The 16,850-nt window shown below is 69.7% G+C and carries 15 protein-coding genes and 2 tRNA genes; 10 read left to right on the plus strand and 7 right to left on the minus strand.

Features of this window, described 5'->3' with window-relative positions; genetic code table 11:
- Window positions 1-3: 3 nt before the first annotated feature.
- Both OG453_RS04280 and OG453_RS04285 read right to left on the minus strand, forming a co-directional pair.
- Complete coding sequence (locus OG453_RS04280; RefSeq protein ID WP_266864639.1) at window positions 4-4,368, minus strand: PAS domain-containing protein; 4,365 nt, start codon at window positions 4,366-4,368, stop codon at window positions 4-6.
- Between the two features lie 188 nt (window positions 4,369-4,556).
- Window positions 4,557-5,000 carry an SSI family serine proteinase inhibitor gene (locus OG453_RS04285; RefSeq protein ID WP_266864641.1) on the minus strand — a complete coding sequence of 148 codons (444 nt, stop codon included), beginning with the start codon at window positions 4,998-5,000 and terminating at the stop codon, window positions 4,557-4,559.
- A 213-nt stretch (window positions 5,001-5,213) separates the two neighbouring features.
- Here OG453_RS04285 and OG453_RS04290 point away from each other — a divergent pair.
- Together OG453_RS04290 and OG453_RS04295 are read left to right on the plus strand one after the other, a co-directional pair.
- A tRNA-Ser gene (locus tag OG453_RS04290) sits at window positions 5,214-5,304 on the plus strand.
- 191 nt (window positions 5,305-5,495) lie between these two features.
- Window positions 5,496-5,568, plus strand: a tRNA-Arg gene (locus OG453_RS04295).
- Window positions 5,569-5,647: 79 nt separating this feature from the next.
- Here the strand turns inward: OG453_RS04295 and OG453_RS04300 are convergent.
- The 3 genes from OG453_RS04300 to OG453_RS04310 are packed head-to-tail and all read right to left on the minus strand — an operon-like array spanning window position 5,648 to window position 8,645.
- On the minus strand, window positions 5,648-6,922 hold the full coding sequence (locus OG453_RS04300) for a site-specific integrase (RefSeq protein ID WP_266864642.1): 1,275 nt from the start codon (window positions 6,920-6,922) through the stop codon (window positions 5,648-5,650).
- On the minus strand, window positions 6,922-7,125 hold the full coding sequence (locus OG453_RS04305) for a helix-turn-helix domain-containing protein (protein ID WP_266864643.1): 204 nt from the start codon (window positions 7,123-7,125) through the stop codon (window positions 6,922-6,924). The genes OG453_RS04300 and OG453_RS04305 overlap by 1 nt, the downstream gene beginning before the upstream one ends.
- A complete protein-coding gene (locus OG453_RS04310; RefSeq protein ID WP_323178602.1) occupies window positions 7,125-8,645 on the minus strand; it encodes a replication initiator in 1,521 nt (506 codons plus the stop codon). Before OG453_RS04310 ends, OG453_RS04305 begins: the two co-directional genes overlap by 1 nt.
- Before the next feature lie 46 nt (window positions 8,646-8,691).
- Between OG453_RS04310 and OG453_RS04315 the strand changes: the two genes are divergently transcribed.
- Entirely contained in the window at window positions 8,692-9,663 is a 972-nt protein-coding gene (locus tag OG453_RS04315; protein WP_266864647.1) for a GntR family transcriptional regulator, read from the plus strand.
- 428 nt (window positions 9,664-10,091) lie between these two features.
- On the opposite strand, the gene OG453_RS04320 is transcribed toward OG453_RS04315, so the two are convergent.
- Window positions 10,092-10,355 carry a hypothetical protein gene (locus OG453_RS04320; protein WP_266864649.1) on the minus strand — a complete coding sequence of 88 codons (264 nt, stop codon included), beginning with the start codon at window positions 10,353-10,355 and terminating at the stop codon, window positions 10,092-10,094.
- On the minus strand, window positions 10,352-10,717 hold the full coding sequence (locus tag OG453_RS04325) for a hypothetical protein (RefSeq protein ID WP_266864651.1): 366 nt from the start codon (window positions 10,715-10,717) through the stop codon (window positions 10,352-10,354). The genes OG453_RS04320 and OG453_RS04325 overlap by 4 nt, the downstream gene beginning before the upstream one ends.
- 200 nt (window positions 10,718-10,917) lie before the next feature.
- Between OG453_RS04325 and OG453_RS04330 the strand changes: the two genes are divergently transcribed.
- The 7 genes from OG453_RS04330 to OG453_RS04360 all read left to right on the plus strand — a co-directional run bounded on the left by OG453_RS04330 (window position 10,918) and on the right by OG453_RS04360 (window position 16,780).
- On the plus strand, window positions 10,918-12,171 hold the full coding sequence (locus tag OG453_RS04330) for a helix-turn-helix domain-containing protein (RefSeq protein WP_266864653.1): 1,254 nt from the start codon (window positions 10,918-10,920) through the stop codon (window positions 12,169-12,171).
- 263 nt (window positions 12,172-12,434) lie between these two features.
- Window positions 12,435-12,830: a VOC family protein gene (locus OG453_RS04335; protein ID WP_266864655.1), complete on the plus strand. Its 396-nt coding sequence runs from the start codon at window positions 12,435-12,437 to the stop codon at window positions 12,828-12,830.
- 22 nt (window positions 12,831-12,852) lie between these two features.
- Complete coding sequence (locus OG453_RS04340) at window positions 12,853-13,401, plus strand: GNAT family N-acetyltransferase (protein ID WP_266864657.1); 549 nt, start codon at window positions 12,853-12,855, stop codon at window positions 13,399-13,401.
- 160 nt (window positions 13,402-13,561) lie between these two features.
- The gene (locus OG453_RS04345; RefSeq protein ID WP_266864659.1) at window positions 13,562-13,981 is read left to right on the plus strand and encodes a hypothetical protein; all 420 of its coding nucleotides are present in this window, start codon (window positions 13,562-13,564) and stop codon (window positions 13,979-13,981) included.
- A 38-nt stretch (window positions 13,982-14,019) separates the two neighbouring features.
- On the plus strand, window positions 14,020-14,826 hold the full coding sequence (locus tag OG453_RS04350; protein ID WP_266864661.1) for an ATP-binding cassette domain-containing protein: 807 nt from the start codon (window positions 14,020-14,022) through the stop codon (window positions 14,824-14,826).
- Complete coding sequence (locus OG453_RS04355; RefSeq protein WP_266864663.1) at window positions 14,826-16,127, plus strand: hypothetical protein; 1,302 nt, start codon at window positions 14,826-14,828, stop codon at window positions 16,125-16,127. The genes OG453_RS04350 and OG453_RS04355 overlap by 1 nt, the downstream gene beginning before the upstream one ends.
- Complete coding sequence (locus OG453_RS04360; protein WP_266864665.1) at window positions 16,124-16,780, plus strand: hypothetical protein; 657 nt, start codon at window positions 16,124-16,126, stop codon at window positions 16,778-16,780. The genes OG453_RS04355 and OG453_RS04360 overlap by 4 nt, the downstream gene beginning before the upstream one ends.
- The last annotated feature ends 70 nt before the right edge of the window (window positions 16,781-16,850 follow it).

Raw genomic sequence — 16,850 nt, forward strand, 5'->3', positions numbered from 1 at the left:
GCGCTAGTTGGTACCGATCTTCGCCAGCAGATCCACGATGCGCCCCTGCACCTCACCGCTCGTCGAGCGCTCGGCGAGGAACAGCACCGTCTCCCCCGCCGCGAGCCGCGGCAGCTCCGTCTCGTCGACGGCTGCCGTGTAGACGACGAGCGGGGTGCGGTTCAACTGGCCGTTCGCGCGCAGCCAGTCGATGATTCCGGCCCTACGGCGACGCACCTGCATCAGGTCCATCACCACCAGGTTCGGCCGCATCTGCGCCGCGAGCGTCACCGCGTCCGCGTCGCTCTCGGCCCGCGCCACCTGCATCCCGCGCCGCTCCAGCGTCGCGGTCAGGGCGAGCGCGATCTCCTCGTGCTCCTCGATGAGCAGGACGCGCGGCGGGTGCTGCTCGCTGTCGCGGGGCGCGAGCGCCTTCAGGAGTACGGCGGGGTCGGCGCCGTACGCGGCCTCGCGGGTCGCCTGGCCGAGTCCCGCCGTGACGAGTACGGGAACTTCCGCGGCGACGGCGGCCGTGCGCAGCGACTGCAGGGCCGTACGCGTGATCGGTCCGGTCAGCGGGTCCACGAAGAGCGCGGCGGGGAACGCCGCGATCTGGGCGTCGACCTCCTCGCGCGAGTGCACGATCACGGGACGGTAGCCGCGGTCGCTGAGCGCCTGCTGGGTGGTGACGTCGGGCGCGGGCCAGACGAGGAGCCTGCGCGGGTTGTCCAGCGGCTCGGGCGGCAGTTCGTCGTCCATGGGCTGCGGCTGGGGCCGGTTGGCGACCTCGACCGCACCGCCGGGACCGTCCAGTGGCTCCGGGCCCTCGTCGGCGTCCTCGTCCGGAGCGCCGATCGCGTACGCACGGCCCGCGCCCTCGGTGGCGGATCCGATACGGGACTGCGGCTGGGCACCGGGAGCGGCACCCGGGGTTGAGGCGGAAGCGGGAGCCGGAGCGGCCTGCGGATGCGCGCGCGCCGCCGTCTCGGGGCGCTCATCGGCGGTCGGCTCCGGAGGCGTGGACAGCCGGCGCCGACGACCGGAGCCGCCGAGGGTGTGCCCCTGGGCCGACGGCTGCGCGGGAGCCTGCTCCGGAAGCGGGCCTGCGGCCGGGGTGCCCGAGGCGGTGGCCGGAGACGGAGCCTGGGGCGGCAGCGGCCCGGCAGCTCCGGACGCCTGCTTGGCCTGCCCCGTCGCGGACTTGGCCGGCCCCTGGGCAGCCTGAGCAGGAGCTTGCGGAGGCTGCGGCGCCTGCGGGATACGCGGACTCTGCGCGCCCTGCGGCGACGCCTGCTGGGCCTGGCCCTGCACCGCCCCCGGCTGATTGCGCTGCTGCTCGGCGATCTGCTGGCCGAACGGCACGCCCTGCCCGAGCGTACGCACGCTTATCGCGCGGCCCTGCGTCGAGTTGGGGTCGCCGGGCGCGGCCTCGGCGGGCAGCGGCTGCGCGGCACGTGCCTGCGTCCCGCGCTCGGGCGGCAGCGCAACGCCTCGGCCGGGCGTCGGAACACCCTTGGCGGCAGCGGAAGTTCCTTCGCCGTACGTGGTGGCCTGCGTGGGCACACCCGCGGCCGGGGTGCTCCGCGCGGCGGCCTCCCCGGCAGGCGCCGAAGCAGGCGCGGCGGGAGCAGCCGCAGCCGAAGCAGGTGCAGCCGAAGGAGCCGGCGCCGCTGCCGGACGCGACCGTCGGCGTCCCGTCGGCGCATCCGCCGGGTGCGGCTGCGGCGGGGTGTGATCGTCGCCCGGGTGGTGCAGCGCCGCCTCGTGCTGCCCGGTGTCGTCCTGGTCCGCCGCGGCGGGCGGCAGCGCGAACACGCGCCCGCTGGGTGCCTCATCGGCGGCGGCCCGCTCCTTGGCGGCGGCCAGCGCACGGCGTCGACGCCCGGTCGGACGCGGCGCGGCCTCGCCGGATTCACCGGCAGGCGCACCGGCGACGGCAACAGCGGTACCGGCCCCCTCGGCGGCCCCGGCATCCTGCCCACCGCCCGAAGGCAACGCGGGCAACGCCAACTGATCACCGTCACGCCGCGCACGCCGCCCCGAAGCCGAAGCCCTCGGAGCCGACGCGCCCGCGGGAACGGGAACGCCCTGCGGCGGCACCGTCTCCCCCAGCGCCGCTGACCCGGCCGCATGCTCGGCAGCGGTCACCACCGAACCGACGGCGCCCACGGACTCCACGGCACCCGTTGCCCCACCGGCACCTTCCACCGCACTGGGCCGCGCACGCCGCCGCCCCGTACCGCCGGAGCCGGGGCCGGAGCCGGGGCCGAGGCCGAGGCCAGAGCCAGCGCCGGTTCCGGAGCCGGAAGTCTGCGCCCCCTCGCCCTGCCCAGCCGCACCGGCCACCTCAGAAGCACCCGGCACCTCAGCCCCAGCCCCAGCAGCAGCCGCAGCCTCAACACCCTGCCCAGCCTCAAGAACCTGCGGAGCCTCAGCCGCACGCCGCCCCCGACGCCGCCCTGTACCGCTGGAGCCGGAAGCTCCCCCCGAGGTGCCGTCGCCAGGAACTCCACTCTCCAAGAACGCGTCCACCGAAGGCCCGGAAGCCCGCCGCGCCCGCCGCCGCCCGCCACCGGAAGTGGTGGCCGAGGCCTGCTCGGGCACGGTGACCCCCGCGCCCACCGAGGCATCGGCGGCCTCAGAAGCGACGGCAGCCGCGTCGGCAACCGCCCCGGCCCCCGCCCCGATAGGCACCTCAAGCACATACGCACTGCCGCTCATCCCCGGCACTTCATGCGTCTGCAGCACGCCTCCGTGCGCCCGCACGATGCCCCGCACGATCGGCTCGTGCACCGGGTCTCCGCCGGCGTAGGGGCCCCGCACTTCGATGCGTACGACCTCACCGCGCTGAGCCGCGGCCACGACGATCGTCGAGTCCACGTACCCACCGGCGGCCGGGGCCGAAGCGCCCGCGCCCGCCCGGGCGTTCCCCGTGGCGTCGATCCCCGCGACATCCGCGACCAGGTGGGCCAGCGCCGTGGCGAGCCGCCCCGGGTCGACCTCGACCTCCAGCGGCGGCGCGTGCACCGCGAACTGCGCGCGGCCGGGCCCGATCAGCTCGACCGCGCCCTCCACGCCGCTCGCGACGACAGCGTCGAGCATGACTTTCGCGCACGAAAGCTGATCCGCACCCGAGTCGAGCAGCTGGAACCCCAGCACATTGTCGACAAGCGTGGTGATCCGCGCGTACCCGGCCGAAAGGTGATGGAGCACCTGATTCGCCTCGGGCCACAACTGCCCGGCGTCATCCGCCGCCAGAGCCGACAGCTCACGCCGCAGCTCGTCCAACGGGCCCCGCAACGACGAGCCGAGCACGGCGAGCAGCTGCTCGTGCCGGGCGGCAAGAGCGTCGTACCGCGTCTTCTCGCGCTCGGTCAGTTCCTCGAACCGGTCCTTCTCGCGCTCGGCGAGCGCCGCGTACCGCTCCTGTTCGGCGGCGGCCTCCTCGGCGCGCTGCTCGGCGGCGGCGGCCAGTTCGGCGGCGTGCTTCTCGGTGGCGGCCCGCAGCTCCTCCGTGCGCCGTTCGGTCGCGGCCCGCATCTCTTCGGCGTGCTGCGCGAGCGCGGCCTCGTGCTCCTCGGCAAGGGCGTCGTAGGGCCGCCGGTCGGTGAACGTCATGACCGCGCCGACGAGCTGGTCGCCGTCCCGCACCGGAGCCGTCGTCAGGTCGACCGCGACCCGGTCACCGCTCTTGGACCACAGGACCTGCCCGCGCACCCGGTGCTTGCGCCCCGAGCGGAGCGTGTCGGCGAGCGGGGATTCGTCGTACGGGAAGGGCTCGCCGTCGGCGCGCGAGTGCAGCACCAGGTTGTGCAGCTCCTGCCCACCCAGATCGCTGGCCCGGAAGCCCAGTATCTGCGCGGCGGCGGGGTTGACGAGAACGACCCGCCCCTCGGTGTCGGTCCCGACGACACCCTCGGCGGCGGCTCGCAGGATCATCTCGGTCTGCCGCTGGGAACGGGCGAGTTCGGCCTCGGTGTCCACGGCGCCCGAAAGGTCGCGGACGACGAGCATGAGCAACTCGTCGCCGGTGTAGCCGTAATTGTCGTAGGCGTCCCGAATGTCCTCGAGGTTCGAGCTGGTGACCTCGACAGGGAACTCGCTGCCGTCCGTGCGCCGCGCGGTCATCCGCTTCGGCTTGGTCCGCCCGCGCTCGTCGATGGAGTCGGGCCTGCGCATCGATCCGGGAATCAGCCGGGAGTCGAACTCCGGCAGCAGATCGAGCAGCCCGCGCCCCACGAGGGCGGTGCCCGGCGCCTCGAACGCCTCCAGCGCGATCGCGTTCGCGTTCACGACGGTCCCGTTGGCGTTGACGAGGACCAGCGCGTCCGGGAGCGCGTCGAGTATCGCTGCGAGGCGAGCAGCGCCTCGGGATGGCCTGCTGCTCACGACGACGCTTCCTCCCTGATTACTGCTGCTTGCCGACCCGCTCAGGCCATCTTGCCCCTCGGCCCGTGGCGTGTCACGGGAGGGAGTCTACGGGGAGTGGTTGTGCGTGCGAGGCCGGATGAGAGGGAGGTCGCACGCAGAAGATGTGAGCGGGGAATGAAGACGGGTGAACGCAAGGCCCTCTTGAGCTAGGCCGTGACCTCGGGCAACACCGGTACGAGCCGGTCCCAGCGGCCGATCTCGCAGCCGTTGCTGCGGTTGAACTTCGCGTCGACGGGCCGCCCGTTCCAGGTCCCGGTGATGTGCGCGGTGGCCGGCCCGCCGTACTGCATGGTGCAGATCGAGTCGGCCGGCACGGGTGCGAACGTGTCCCTCCCCCACGTCCCCTCGTCGAGCTTCGCGCAGGCCTTCGCCGCGTCCCGGTGCGTGCCGCCCGTCGGGTGGCATTCCAGCTTGTACGTTCCGTCCCCCGCGCGTCCCGATTCGGTGACCTTCACGGTGAGCCGGTCGGGGGTCGGCTCCGTGAGCGGCGTCGACAGGTGCAGCGGACCCATGTCGGCGTGGGCGGCGGCGGGCACGGCGCAGAGCGCGGCGACGGACGCGGCGGCGGTGAGGGCGATGCGGCGCAACATGACGGGGCTCCACTGGGTGCGGGGTACCGGGTACGCGAACACGTACGGGCTCTACCGCCTCTAACGCCGCCCGGCACGCGACGTTGCGGGCGCGCGGGACGCTTTGCCCTGTGGGCCTGACCACTAGTACCGTGGAGTCCGCGATTGGTGACACACCGCTCGGCTGTGTCATCATCTGCACGCACCCCTCGCGCTCGCGCAGGTGTGCAAGCTGGAGGCGTCGCCTAGTCCGGTCTATGGCGCCGCACTGCTAATGCGGTTTGGGACTTAAATCCCATCGAGGGTTCAAATCCCTCCGCCTCCGCTTCATGATCCGAAGCCCCGGTCCTGCTGGACCGGGGCTTCGGTGCTTCCTCGCCGTGAAGCGCGTTTCCGCAGGTCGCAAGGGGTGCGGCAAACGGATTTCACATGGCGGCGGCGGTCATGTAATGTTCTTCCTGTCGCCGCGAGCGGGCCGAAAGGCCGGGGAGCGAAGGCAGACAAAAGAAAAATCAAGCACTCGTAGCTTAACGGATAGAGCATCTGACTACGGATCAGAAGGTTGCAGGTTCGAATCCTGCCGAGTGCACAGCAGACCAGAGGCCCAGTCGAGTAATCGACTGGGCCTCTGGCTTTTGCGTTGACAGCAACGATTGACAGCAACCGCCTCAGCTCGCGGCTTCTGCTTCTGTGCCGTCGTGGCCGCCGTCATCACGGTTGCTGTCATCGGCCGCGAGGGCGTCGCCTACGCGGTCGAACGCTGCCCGCTGGGTGTCGAGCCGCACGAACGTGTAGATGTCCATCGTCACGCGGATTGAGCTGTGCCCGAGGACTTCCATGATCGTGCGGGCGTCGGCTCCCTGTTCGTGCAGGAGCGAGGCGCAGGTGTGCCGGAGATCGTGGAAACGGACCTGGCGGATATTCGCGCGGTTGCTCAGGGCCTCGAAGGCTCGGTTCAGGTTCCGAGGCTCCACGGGGGTCCCGTAGCGGGTGGTGAAGACCAGGTCCGAGGCTGTCCACCTGGTGCCAGCGGCCAGCCGGTCGGCCCGCTGCTGAGCCCTTCGTGCCCTGAGCGCTGTTACGCATTCCCCAGGCAGCGCCACCCGCCGAGTGGACCGTCGGGTTTTCGTCGCTGACAGGGACAGCTCGCCTTTGACTCGCTGGAGGCTCTTGCGGATGTGCACGACGCCTTCCACAAGATCCACGTCCTGCCAGGACAGTCCAAGGATCTCCCCGCGCCGCAGGCCCAGGCGCACCGCTAACTCGTACGCGGCCCACAGGCGATCGCCTCGCGACGCTGCGAGTAGCTTCCTGCCCTCCTGGACCGACAGCGGTTCGATCTCCCGTTGGGTTCCCATGCTCAGCTCCACGTTCCGGGCCACGTTGCGTGGCAGGTCGTCTTCGTTGACTGCGTGCTGGAGCGCTGCGCGCAGGAGCACGAGGAGGAATCGCACCGTGCGGTCCGACGGGTATTTCGCACAGCACTTGTTGAGCGCACAGCACCGCCGCTTGCTCTCCGGGCGGGCCTTGTCCTTGCCCTGCGCACAGCACTGGCAGGTGCGGGAGGTCCTGAGAAGGAAGGCACGTATATCGCGTGCGGCAAGACGCGCCACCTTCTTCGTACCGAGGTCCGGAAGGATGTAATTGCGGGTCAGCGACTCGTAGTTCACCCAAGTACCGCGCCGGACCTTCGGCCGGGAGACGTTCTCCAGCCAGTACGTCAGGTACTCCGAAACGGTTTGCTTCATGACGGAAACCGGGACGCCGCTCTGCGAGTCCGCCTTGAGGCGCGTGATCTTTTCGTGTGCCTCATCCCACGAGTTTCCGTAGACGTAGCGACGCTTGTACGTGCCGTCAGAGGTGAGGACATAGGCCGAACCCGTCCAGCGTCCGTCCTGCCGGACGTAGATGGAGCCCTCCCCGTTGGCGTTCTTCTTCGCCATTAGGCGCTTCCTTCTTCCGAGAGACGTGCGAGGTATTCGTGCAGGGCCGCTTGGCTTATCCGCCGGGACCGGCCGATGGTGACCGAGGCCAGCTCCCGTGAGCGGATCAGGTTGTAGACCGTCCAGCGGCTCACCTGGAGGCGAGCGGCTACCTGGTCCACCGTGAGCAGGAGCGGCGGTGCTCTGTGATCGGGTAAGTCCACTAGATCCAGTCCTCCTCCTCTGCCCTGAGATCCGCGAGGGCCGCGCGGCCTTCAATTCGGTTTTCCTCGATGGCATCGCGAATCCCTTCAGCGATCTGCTCTTCTGTCTTGCTGGCATATCCGGCCTTAGCGAAGGAGAGTTCGGAATCGACGATCAACTCTCCGACGAGTCCAAGGTGTTCCCGTAACTGTTCAGTCTTGAAGTCCGTACGGGCCTGACGAAGCGCCGTCATGGTCGTGCTGTAACTGCGGCTCTTCGTGGAGAAATGGCCGCCGTAGCCGAATTGGTGAGCCCAGCGGCGGAGCTTCAGGTCGCGATATTCGGAGAGCCCGCCGAGCCGGGCAGCCGTGCCGACCATGGATCGTGCGTGCAGTGATCCAGGGAGTTCGGCGGGAGATATCCGAAGGCCCGACCCGTGGCAGCGGGGGCAGGCGCCGCCGAGACCTGACCCGTGGCATTCCTTGCAGTACAGGGGGCGGTGGACGATGCCCGCGTCTTCCACTCCCTTGGTCACGTACTTGGCGATGTACGAGGCCACGGCGTTCGGGATCTGCCCTTCGTCCGCTGTGTTGATCACCGGCATGGGCTGGACGTCGACTTGGGCGCCGAACCCCAGCTCCCATTCCCCAGCGGGGCTGTACGGCGTGGTGAGCCGCGCCAGCGAGGCCGCCTGGTGGACCGCCGCCGAGATCAGCTCATGAGTGGCCCAGCCGGGCACCGTCCCGTCGGCCGCCGCCGGGTCCAGGCGGATCACCGCGTGGAAGTGCACCAGCCCGCGCCGCTGGTACTCGGCGACCTTGAAGAACGACACCCGCACCGCACGCGCGAACTCAGCCCGCGTGATGCCCGCCGCTCGCGGCAGTTCCTGGCGTCGCATGAGGTCTGTGAAGCGATGCCACAACCGGCTCGCGTGTGCGTTCCACAGCACGGCCCCGGCGTAGTCGTAGCAGCCGGGGCACAGGGCTTGCCCGACCAGAGGTGAGTCAGGTGAGTGCTGCTCCCAGCACGCCAGCGGGCGACCATGCTCACACTGGCCGCTGCCGCGCCGGGGGTGACAGGGGTCGTCTTCCGACACGACATGCACCGGGCCGAACGACGGTGCCGTGAGCGTCACGAACGCGCGAGGGTGTTCGGCCACTGACTCCGGCATGCCCTTGCCGCCGACGAGGCCCGCCTTCACCAGGTGCCAGGTGTCCCACTGGTAGACCCGCGAGCACGGGGCGCACCACTCTCGGCGTCGGTTGCTGCAGGGGACCATCAAGGTCGTTCGGCCGCCGTTGCCGAGTTCGCGGACGATCTCGCCGGTGATCGAGTCGACCAGGCGTACCGGTCCCGTCAGGTGGATCGGGTGGGCGCAGCCGCCGATCCGCTTTACCTCCTCCTCCCACTGCCTGTAGTCGGGAGCAAGAACTCGCTCCCACAACGCTTTCTCTGCCGCCCATTCCTTGGCCGTGACACCGGCCGGGGGCGGACCTAGGTCAACATGTACTACATCTCGAAGCACATGTTGACGGTACATCGCTTGTGCTACATGTTGTAGGCCCTTTTGTTGGCTTGGAGGATCGATGACCGAGACCGAAGACCCGGGCCCGGCCTGGAAGTTGATCGCAGACGCCTTGCGGTCCGATGTGGCCGACGAGGTCTATCCGCCCGGCAGCCCGTTGCCTGGCGAGAACCAGCTGGCCGAGCGTCATGGGGTGTCTCGCCCTACCGTTCGGCGAGCGATCAACGTGCTTGTCGGAGAAGGTCTGTTGACCGCCTCGCACGGGCGAGGGACGTTCGTGCGGACACGGCCTGACAGGCGCGTGATTCTGATCAACTCGGGTGATCCGGTTGACCTGTTGGCGGAGGAGTACGACCCGCTGACGCGAGGGTGGCAGCCCGGGGAAGGGTCGCGGTACGCCGGTGAGCAGGGCCGAGGATTCGACCTGTCGTCCGGGGTCGTGACCGCAATCGGGCGGGGCGAGGCGGAAGCCTTGGGAGTCCGCACGCTGACTCCGGGATTCTGCCGCTACCAGGTCTGGCGACTGCGCCCCACGTACCAGGCCATCGCCGTGCAGTCGGTCATCCCCTCTCATCTGCTCGGCATCTTCAGCGAGCCGGAACCCGAGGAGCCCGCGGACCTGGACGAGCGGATGGAGGCGGGTACGGCCGATCCGGTTCGCACCGGTGAGGACGACGATCAGTACGCCCCCGACGACGTGGAGTTGGGGACTCCCGAGGAGCCAGCAGACGGTGAGGGCGAGGGAGGGGCGGAGTCCGATTACGCGCGTCTCGCCAGGCAGCGCGGACCGGTTCGGTTCGTCACGTCGGTGACCGCTCGCATGCCCATCGGCGACGAGGTGGGGGACCTTGACGTAGCCACCGGTACGGCAGTCCTGGAGATCCGCCGCGTCATGACTGACACGAATGGCAACCCCCTGGAACTCACCACGATCACGGCACCCGCCGACCGGTTCGAAGTGGCTAACGCACCGGAGTGGCTCGCCGCGACCCGATCCACCGGGGGCGACGCTGCGGCCGTGCTGAGGCTGTAGGTTCCGCAAAGTTTCTTTACAAGGTCAAGGCGCGCCTTCGGCGCGCCGGGCGGCCTTCGCCGCCTCGGCCGGGCGTGCGGCCTTCGGCCGGTCCCGTCCGGTCGGCGAACCGCCCGTACGCCGAGTCACCTTGCCTTGCAAGCAACCGCGGGCCTAAGCCTCAGCGTCCTGTCGTTCCCCTGTGGCCGGGGGCGGCAGGCCCTCACGGCTTTACCCACCTCCCCGGGTCGGGGCCCGCGTCGGGCAAGGCCAGGGGGCCACTCGTTCAAATTCCGGGCAGATCCAAAGCCTGCCCGAGTTGCCGGGAAGCGTACGGCCCCCTGACCATGCCCGACCCCAACCCGGGCAGGACACCGGCCAAAGCCGTGAGTGCCGGCCGCGTGGGTACGCGCGCCTGTACTTGGGCCGAGCTACGAGAACTGGGCAGTTCACGAGGCCGGAACGGGCTTGCCTGCCGGGTCGGCCATGCTGGCGGTGAAGTACTGGAACGCCCACAGTTCATAGCCGCCGTGCCCAGTGATCCCGGCGTGCTTGAGACACCACAGTTGGGCGTCATCTCCAGCCGCCGTGTCGGCACATCGCTCTGAGCATGTGAGGCACTTGCCGACGTAGCGCACGGCGGATTCCGGGTCGGCTTTCAGCGTCCATTCAGCGAAGCGATAGATGCCGCGTGAGAGGCCGCCCGCGCTCATCCGAAGGCCTCAGCGGGGAGCTGTGGGCCGTCGTCGTGATCGTCGTCCTCCGCGTCGACCGAGCCGGGATCGTCGTCCGGCGCGGGCAGCCGTGAGCCCCTGCTGTCCGCGATCCGCTTTGTGTCGCGCAGTGCCTGGCTCATGCAGGCCAGCGTGAACCGGAGCTGATCAGCAGTGGCCTTACCGTCGTTGAGTAACTCGGCAACATGGTCGAGCAGGTCGCCTGCCATGCCGAGTTGCACGGACTCAACGTTGTCCGCCACGCGGTCCAAGTAGCCGCTGCCGTCGCTGGACAGGTAGCACGGCTTGCCCTCGGGGGTCGACCAAGGAAGCAGCCGTGCCGTGTGCGTCGTGACCGTCACGCCATCACCTCCGTACTAGCGGCAGGATCGTCACTCGGAGTCTCGCTGTAGCTTGAGTCATGTCGTCAACCTCCTGGGTTGATGGCCATGCCCCCGGGCCGTCCACCACGGTCGCGGGGGTCCTTGTTCAGCAAGACCCTTGCGCTGAACACCTGTTGATCCCATCCCACGGCCCTATAGAGCCGCCCTATATTGGAGATATGGGAGACACTCCCGAGAACCTGTGGTCGCACCCGCAGCTGGCAGCGGCGGTCACCAGTGAGGACTGGGGCGCCGTCTTTCGCAGGTACCGCAAACTCACCGGCTTGAGCCAGACGAAGCTGGGGGAACGGGTCGGCCTCGCTCAGCCTGACGTGTCCGACATCGAGCGGGAGCATCGCCGGATCACCTCCGTCGAGGTGCGGCAGCGCATCGTGGCCGGGCTGGGGATTCCGGTGAACCTCCAGGCCGTATCAGCAGATGCAGGCCCGGCAGAGATCCCGGTTCCGGGGCTTTCGCTTCCGGGGGCCACGCCGGATGAGGATCTACTGACCCGCGTGACGAGCGTGGTCGACTCCTCCCACCGAGTAGACGAGGCCACCCTCGATTGGCTTGACCGACTGCTCGCCGAGCACCGTCGGGCCGAAGATCTCATCGGCTCACGACCGCTGGTGGACGTGATGCGCCAGCAGCTCCGTACCGTCGTGGAACTGTACGCAGGCGCCCGTGGCCCGCTGGCTGACCGAGTGGTTCGGCTGGCCGCCGAGCACGCCCAGTTCCTTGCGTGGATGGCGCAAGACCAGGACGACACGGCCGCCGCGTTGGCCTGGTACGACCGTTCTCACGAATGGGCGTTGGAGGCCGGGGACGCCAACATGGCTGCCACGACGCTCAATATGAAGGCCCACATGGCGTGGTCCAAGGGGCGAGCCACCCGGTGCGTCAGGCTTGCGGAAGCGTCACGCTGGTCAGCCCCCGGCACGTCGCTTGGCGTGCAGGGCATGGCTACGCAGATGGCAGCCCGCGGGCATGCGCTCCAGGGTGAGGACGACAGCGCCCGCCGTCTGCTTGACGAGGCGCAGGGGCTGATGAGTCGGGCGGCTGAATATCCCGAAGACGAGCCGGTGTGGATGTACTTCTACGACGAGACGTGGTTCACCCTGCAACGCGGCATGGCATCGCTGCACTTGCGCGACTGGCACGGAGCCGTGGATCAGCTCACCGTCGGGTTGAGCGTGCTGCCGGACGAGTACCGGCGTGACAAGACGTGGTTCCGTGCTTGTCTGGCGCATGCGCTCGCTGCGGCGGGCGAGTCTGCGCAAGCCGTCTCCGTGGCTGTGGCGAGCGTCCCCGATGCCGCCGCTGTCGGCCGCCCTCACTCGTGGAATGAGCTGCACACCACGGCCGCTGTGCTGAAGCGCCGAGGAGCCAAAGAGGGCGCACAACTAGTGGCCGCGCTCCGCGAGTACGACTGACGGGACCGTTGCCGTCTGCCTGGGAGCGACGGCAACCCTGACGGCAACGACCCCACACGGGGCTGCATCCTGGTCCACCTCGGCCCACAGATCAGCCGCCCGACAGGCCCCGTTGCAGGCCCCCGCCCCAACCTACGGATCAGAAGGTTGCAGGTTCGAATCCTGCCGAGTGCACACAGTCGAAAGGCCCCCGGAGATGATCCGGGGGCCTTTCGCGTTGCCCCGGGCTACTCTGAGCGCCGTCCGAGCTATCTGGGGGAGTCATGACAAGCAGGTTCACCGAGTTGACCGTTGACTGCCATGATCCGGAGAGGCTCGCGGCCTTCTGGTGCGCGGTTCTGGACTTCAAGGTGATCGACCGGGGCGAGGGCAGGGTCGAGATCGGCTCCTGGGTGCCGACCGTCGAGGACATTCGGGCCCGCCAGATGCCGCCGACCCTGCAGTTCATCCAGGTTCCCGAGGGCAAGGCCGTCAAGAACCGGCTCCACCTCGACGTCAGCCCGATCGACGGCAGCACCGAGGACGAGGTGACCAGACTGCTCGCCCTCGGCGCGACCACGACGGACGTGGGCCAGGGCGCAGACCGAAACTGGGTGGTCATGGCTGACCCCGAGGGCAACGAGTTCGACGTCCTGCGCACCCTGGCACCGCAGAAGTAGGCCGCGAGCGGGCACCCGCACCATGACTGGACCAGGGTCCGTCGCCTGGCCGCCTGCCCCGATCGAGACCGAGCGGCTGGTGCTCCGCGAGTCCGAGTCCCGGGACCGTGCGGCGTTCATCGAGCTGTTCGCATCGCCAGAGGTGGGCACCTACCTGGGCGGTCCTCGACCGCGTGCGGAGCTCGAACGCTCAGTTCCTGAGGTGCCCGGGCGGCGCCCCGGCCTTTTCGTGATCGAGCTCGACGGAGCGATGATCGGCACCGTCGAGCTCAACCGGCGCGACGCGGAGCGGCGGAGTCATGTCCGCCTGGATGCCGGGGAGGCCGAACTCGGCTACCTGCTCCTGCCGGAGGCATGGGGACGCGGGTACGCCGCCGAGGCGTGCGCGGCGGCGCTCGACTGGTTCGCCGACGCCCTTCCCGGCGAGCCGGTGGTGCTCTGCACCCAGACCGCCAACGACCGCTCGATGCGCCTCGCGGCGAAGCTGGGGTTCACCGAGGTGCAACGGTACGAGGCGTGGGGCGCCGAACAGTGGATGGGCGTGTGGTCCTCGGGCACGCCGTCCGGCTAGCGATCACGACCGTCGGCGATCACCCGGAGCGGCCGTCGAGCCGCCGCCCCATGATCGTCAGTGTGATCGCCGGCACAGCGGAGGCATTGGCCGGCGGAGTCACTTATTCCGCACATAGCGTGATCAACGACCAAGTAAGTCCTGCTTTATTGGAGGATCGATGCGCAAGGTTTTGACGGGGAAGCGCAAGCTGGCGGTCGTGGCGCTGACGGCTGTGGCCATCGGGCTGCCGGCCGTGGGTGCGGTCGCGGGGGAGATCAACGGGAGCAGGCTTCCGTTCTCCATAGCCACCGCGGGCAACAAGGAAGACGGTGACCGCTGGAAGGGCAAGAGCAGCGGTCACGCCAAGGCCTGTGGCGATGTGCCGGTGAACGACACTCGGACGTTCAGCGCGTACATCTACCAGGACAAGAGCTTCCGCCCTGACCCGCAGATCGCCGGCACCTCCCGCAGCTACAAGCAGGCGTACGGCTGTGGTGGCTACAAGGGCACCAGCACGGGTGGCAAGTACTACACCAAGGCCACCTGGGCCGGGATCCCCGGCAGCCGGGCCTACGGTTACGTGAACGCCCAGAACTGATCAGGAATCAGGATCAGTAATCAGGAATCAGGAATCACGTGACCAGTAGCAACAGCGCTGCCGCGGCCGGCTTCCAGCCGGTCGCGGCGGTCGCGGCCGTGACCGTCCGGTATGGGTCCACGGTCGCCCTCGATGACGTATCCCTTGAATTCCCCTCCGGGGTCACCGGGCTGCTCGGGCCCAACGGGGCGGGGAAGAGCACCCTGTTGTCGCTGTTGAGCACGGCGCGCAGACCCAAGTCCGGCTCGGTCAGCCTCCTCGGGGACGAGGCGCCCGGGCGGGCCAGGGTGCAGCACATCAGACAGCGGATCGGGGTACTTCCGCAGTCCTTCGGGTTCTATCCCCGTTTCACCGTCCTGGAGTTCACCGAGTACGCGGCCTGGCTGCGCAAGGTGCCCGCCGCCCGGCGCCGTGAGCGGGCCCGCGAGGCGCTGCGGCTCGTGGAGATGGAGAAGCACGCAGAGAAGAAGATGGGTGCCTTGTCCGGTGGCATGCTGCGGCGCGTCGGCATCGCCCAGGCCATGGTCAACGAACCGTCCCTGGTGCTCCTCGACGAACCGACCGTCGGCCTCGACCCGGCCCAGCGCGTCGGATTCCGGGGTCTTATCCGGGAGTTGGGCGAGCGGTCCGCGGTCGTGATGAGCACCCATCTCGCCGAGGACGTCGCCCATGTGTGTGATCGGGTCGCCGTGCTGTTGGAGGGTTCGGTCCGGTTCACGGGGACGGTCGGCGAGCTGTGCGCACTCCCGGACGGGGACGGGGACGCGGACGGCAAGGAAGTCGACGGGGGAGCCGTGGAAGCCGGGTATCTGCATCTGGCCGGGACGGAAGCGGTGGCGACCTGATGCGTGTGCTGCTGACCGAGATGCGGCGCGGCGAGGCCAAGTGGGCCGCCGCGCTCATGGGCGCGATCGGCGTGTACTACTTCACCGCCGAGAGCCCCGCCGAGAGCGACTGGATCGGCTGGTGGACCCAGACCAGCCTGCAGGTCCAGCTCTACGCGGTGATCGTGATGGGCTCGGTGATGAGCGCCGCGGCCGCCTGGGGAGCGGGCCGCGCCTTCCGGCACCGGACGCGGGTCTGGGCGGACACCGCGGCCCGCGGCGGCTGGGCGCAGGCGCTGCTGCTCTGGCTCGCGGTGTGGCTGTGGGCGTTGATCGCGTACGCCGTGCTGATCGGTGTGGCGTTCTCGCGGACCGCGGGGGTCAGTGACGTCGGCGGGCCCTCGTGGACGCCGTTGTTGCTCGGGGCCGCGATGCTGGGCCTGGAGATCGCCGTGGGGATCGCGATCGGGTCGGCGCTGCCGTCCCGTGTGGTCGCGCCCTTCGCGGGGATCTTCTGGTACGGGCTTTTCGTTCTTGTGGCGTTCGTTCCGGACACTCCGCTCGACAAGCTCTTTCCCGCGATCGACGAGTTCTGGAGCTCGGAGTTCGAGCCGAACACCACGCGCATGCTGATCGCCGTCGCCTGGTGTCTCGCCTTCGGTCTGCTCCTGACCGCGCTGCCCGCGCTGCGGCGCCGTGCCGCGCTCGCGCCGCGGCCCCTCGCCCTGGGCGCGCTCGCCGTGGCCGCACTCGTCGCGGGCGGCACGCTGGTGGGCTTCCGTACGCCGGTGCCCGATTCGTACTGGGCGGTGCGCAAGGCCCAGCCCGCGCAGCCGCTGTGCGCCACCAGCGGGCGTACGAAGGTGTGCCTCTGGCCGGACGACCGCCATCTGCTGCCGCAGGCCAAGGGCGCCGTGCGGACCGTCGACGAGCGGCTCGGCTCGCTGAAGGGGCTCAACCGCGCCTTCTACGCGACCGGCCTGGACAGGCCCAAGGGCCACACCGCCGAGCTGTCCCTGATGACGCCCGCGGAGACCGAGGCCGACCTGACCGACGCCCTGTTCGCGGCCTCCCTGCCGCAGCCCGAGGCCACGGACTGCGAACCGCCGGTGCTCAAGGAGACCGGCGGCTACCCGGGCACCTTCCTCTTCGAAGCCGTCATCCGTGCCCGCGCCGGCGCGCCGAGCGACTACTACGGAGAGAAGTTCGGGCGGGCCCTGGAGCGCATCACCAGTGCCCCGCGCGAGAAGCAGGACACGTGGATCGAGGCGGCGGCGCAGGACATCCGTGCCTGCCGTGCGCTTCCGGAGCTGCCGCGGTGACCCCTGTGCGGACCCTCCTCGCGCCAAGGAGTCCTCAGACGTGGGCCGTGCTCGCCTTCGTGCGCTGTCGGGGCCTGCCCCGGGCCACCGGCGTCGCGCTGATCGTCGCCCTGGTGGCGACCGCGTTCGCGGGGCAGCGGATGGCGGTGCCCGAGTTCCGCTATCTGGTCGACTTCAGCGTGCCGGTGGCCGAGGTCGTGCCGCTGGCCCACGCGGTCATCCTCGCGACCACGCTGTTCTCGCCGATGGCGGACCTGGAGCAGACGTCGGCCCAGCCGATGACCCGCCACCGGGGCCTGTACCTGGTGGTGCTGCTCGCCCTCGCGGTCGGCCTGAGCGCGCTGCCGCTGCTCACCGGGGCGACCGCGGAGGTGTTCGGCTCCGCGGCGCGCAATGTCGTCGGCTATCTCGGCCTCGGCATGATCAGCGCCCGCTTCTTCGGCAGCGGGCTCGCGTGGCTGCTTCCGCTCGGCATGTTCGGGCCCACGCTGCTGCTTGGCGTCGACAGCGACAACACGCCGGAGCCGTGGGCCTGGTCGCTGCATGCGTCGTCCAGTACGTCGGCCGCTGTTGTGGCGGTGGCGCTGTGGGTGATTGGCGTGGCCGCGGCTGCCACCGGACGGCCCCGCCAGACGGAGCGTGCGGAGCAGTAGCGCTCCGCTGGGTGTGCGGTCTTCGGCTGCGGGGCCGTTGTGGCTGGTCGCGCCCACGCGGCGGAGCCGC

It is taken from the genome of Streptomyces sp. NBC_01381 (assembly GCF_026340305.1).
GTDB lineage: Bacteria > Actinomycetota > Actinomycetes > Streptomycetales > Streptomycetaceae > Streptomyces.

Excerpts from the sequence above, each read along its gene's own strand:
- OG453_RS04315 (WP_266864647.1), top strand. The coding sequence starts at position 8,692 with ATGACCGAGACCGAAGACCCGGGCCCGGCCTGGAAGTTGATCGCAGAC.
- OG453_RS04320 (WP_266864649.1), bottom strand. The coding sequence starts at position 10,355 with ATGAGCGCGGGCGGCCTCTCACGCGGCATCTATCGCTTCGCTGAATGG.
- OG453_RS04300 (WP_266864642.1), bottom strand. The coding sequence starts at position 6,922 with ATGGCGAAGAAGAACGCCAACGGGGAGGGCTCCATCTACGTCCGGCAG.
- OG453_RS04330 (WP_266864653.1), top strand. The coding sequence starts at position 10,918 with ATGGGAGACACTCCCGAGAACCTGTGGTCGCACCCGCAGCTGGCAGCG.
- OG453_RS04345 (WP_266864659.1), top strand. The coding sequence starts at position 13,562 with ATGCGCAAGGTTTTGACGGGGAAGCGCAAGCTGGCGGTCGTGGCGCTG.
- OG453_RS04285 (WP_266864641.1), bottom strand. The coding sequence starts at position 5,000 with ATGTTGCGCCGCATCGCCCTCACCGCCGCCGCGTCCGTCGCCGCGCTC.
- OG453_RS04310 (WP_323178602.1), bottom strand. The coding sequence starts at position 8,645 with ATGTACCGTCAACATGTGCTTCGAGATGTAGTACATGTTGACCTAGGT.
- OG453_RS04335 (WP_266864655.1), top strand. The coding sequence starts at position 12,435 with ATGACAAGCAGGTTCACCGAGTTGACCGTTGACTGCCATGATCCGGAG.
- OG453_RS04340 (WP_266864657.1), top strand. The coding sequence starts at position 12,853 with ATGACTGGACCAGGGTCCGTCGCCTGGCCGCCTGCCCCGATCGAGACC.
- OG453_RS04355 (WP_266864663.1), top strand. The coding sequence starts at position 14,826 with ATGCGTGTGCTGCTGACCGAGATGCGGCGCGGCGAGGCCAAGTGGGCC.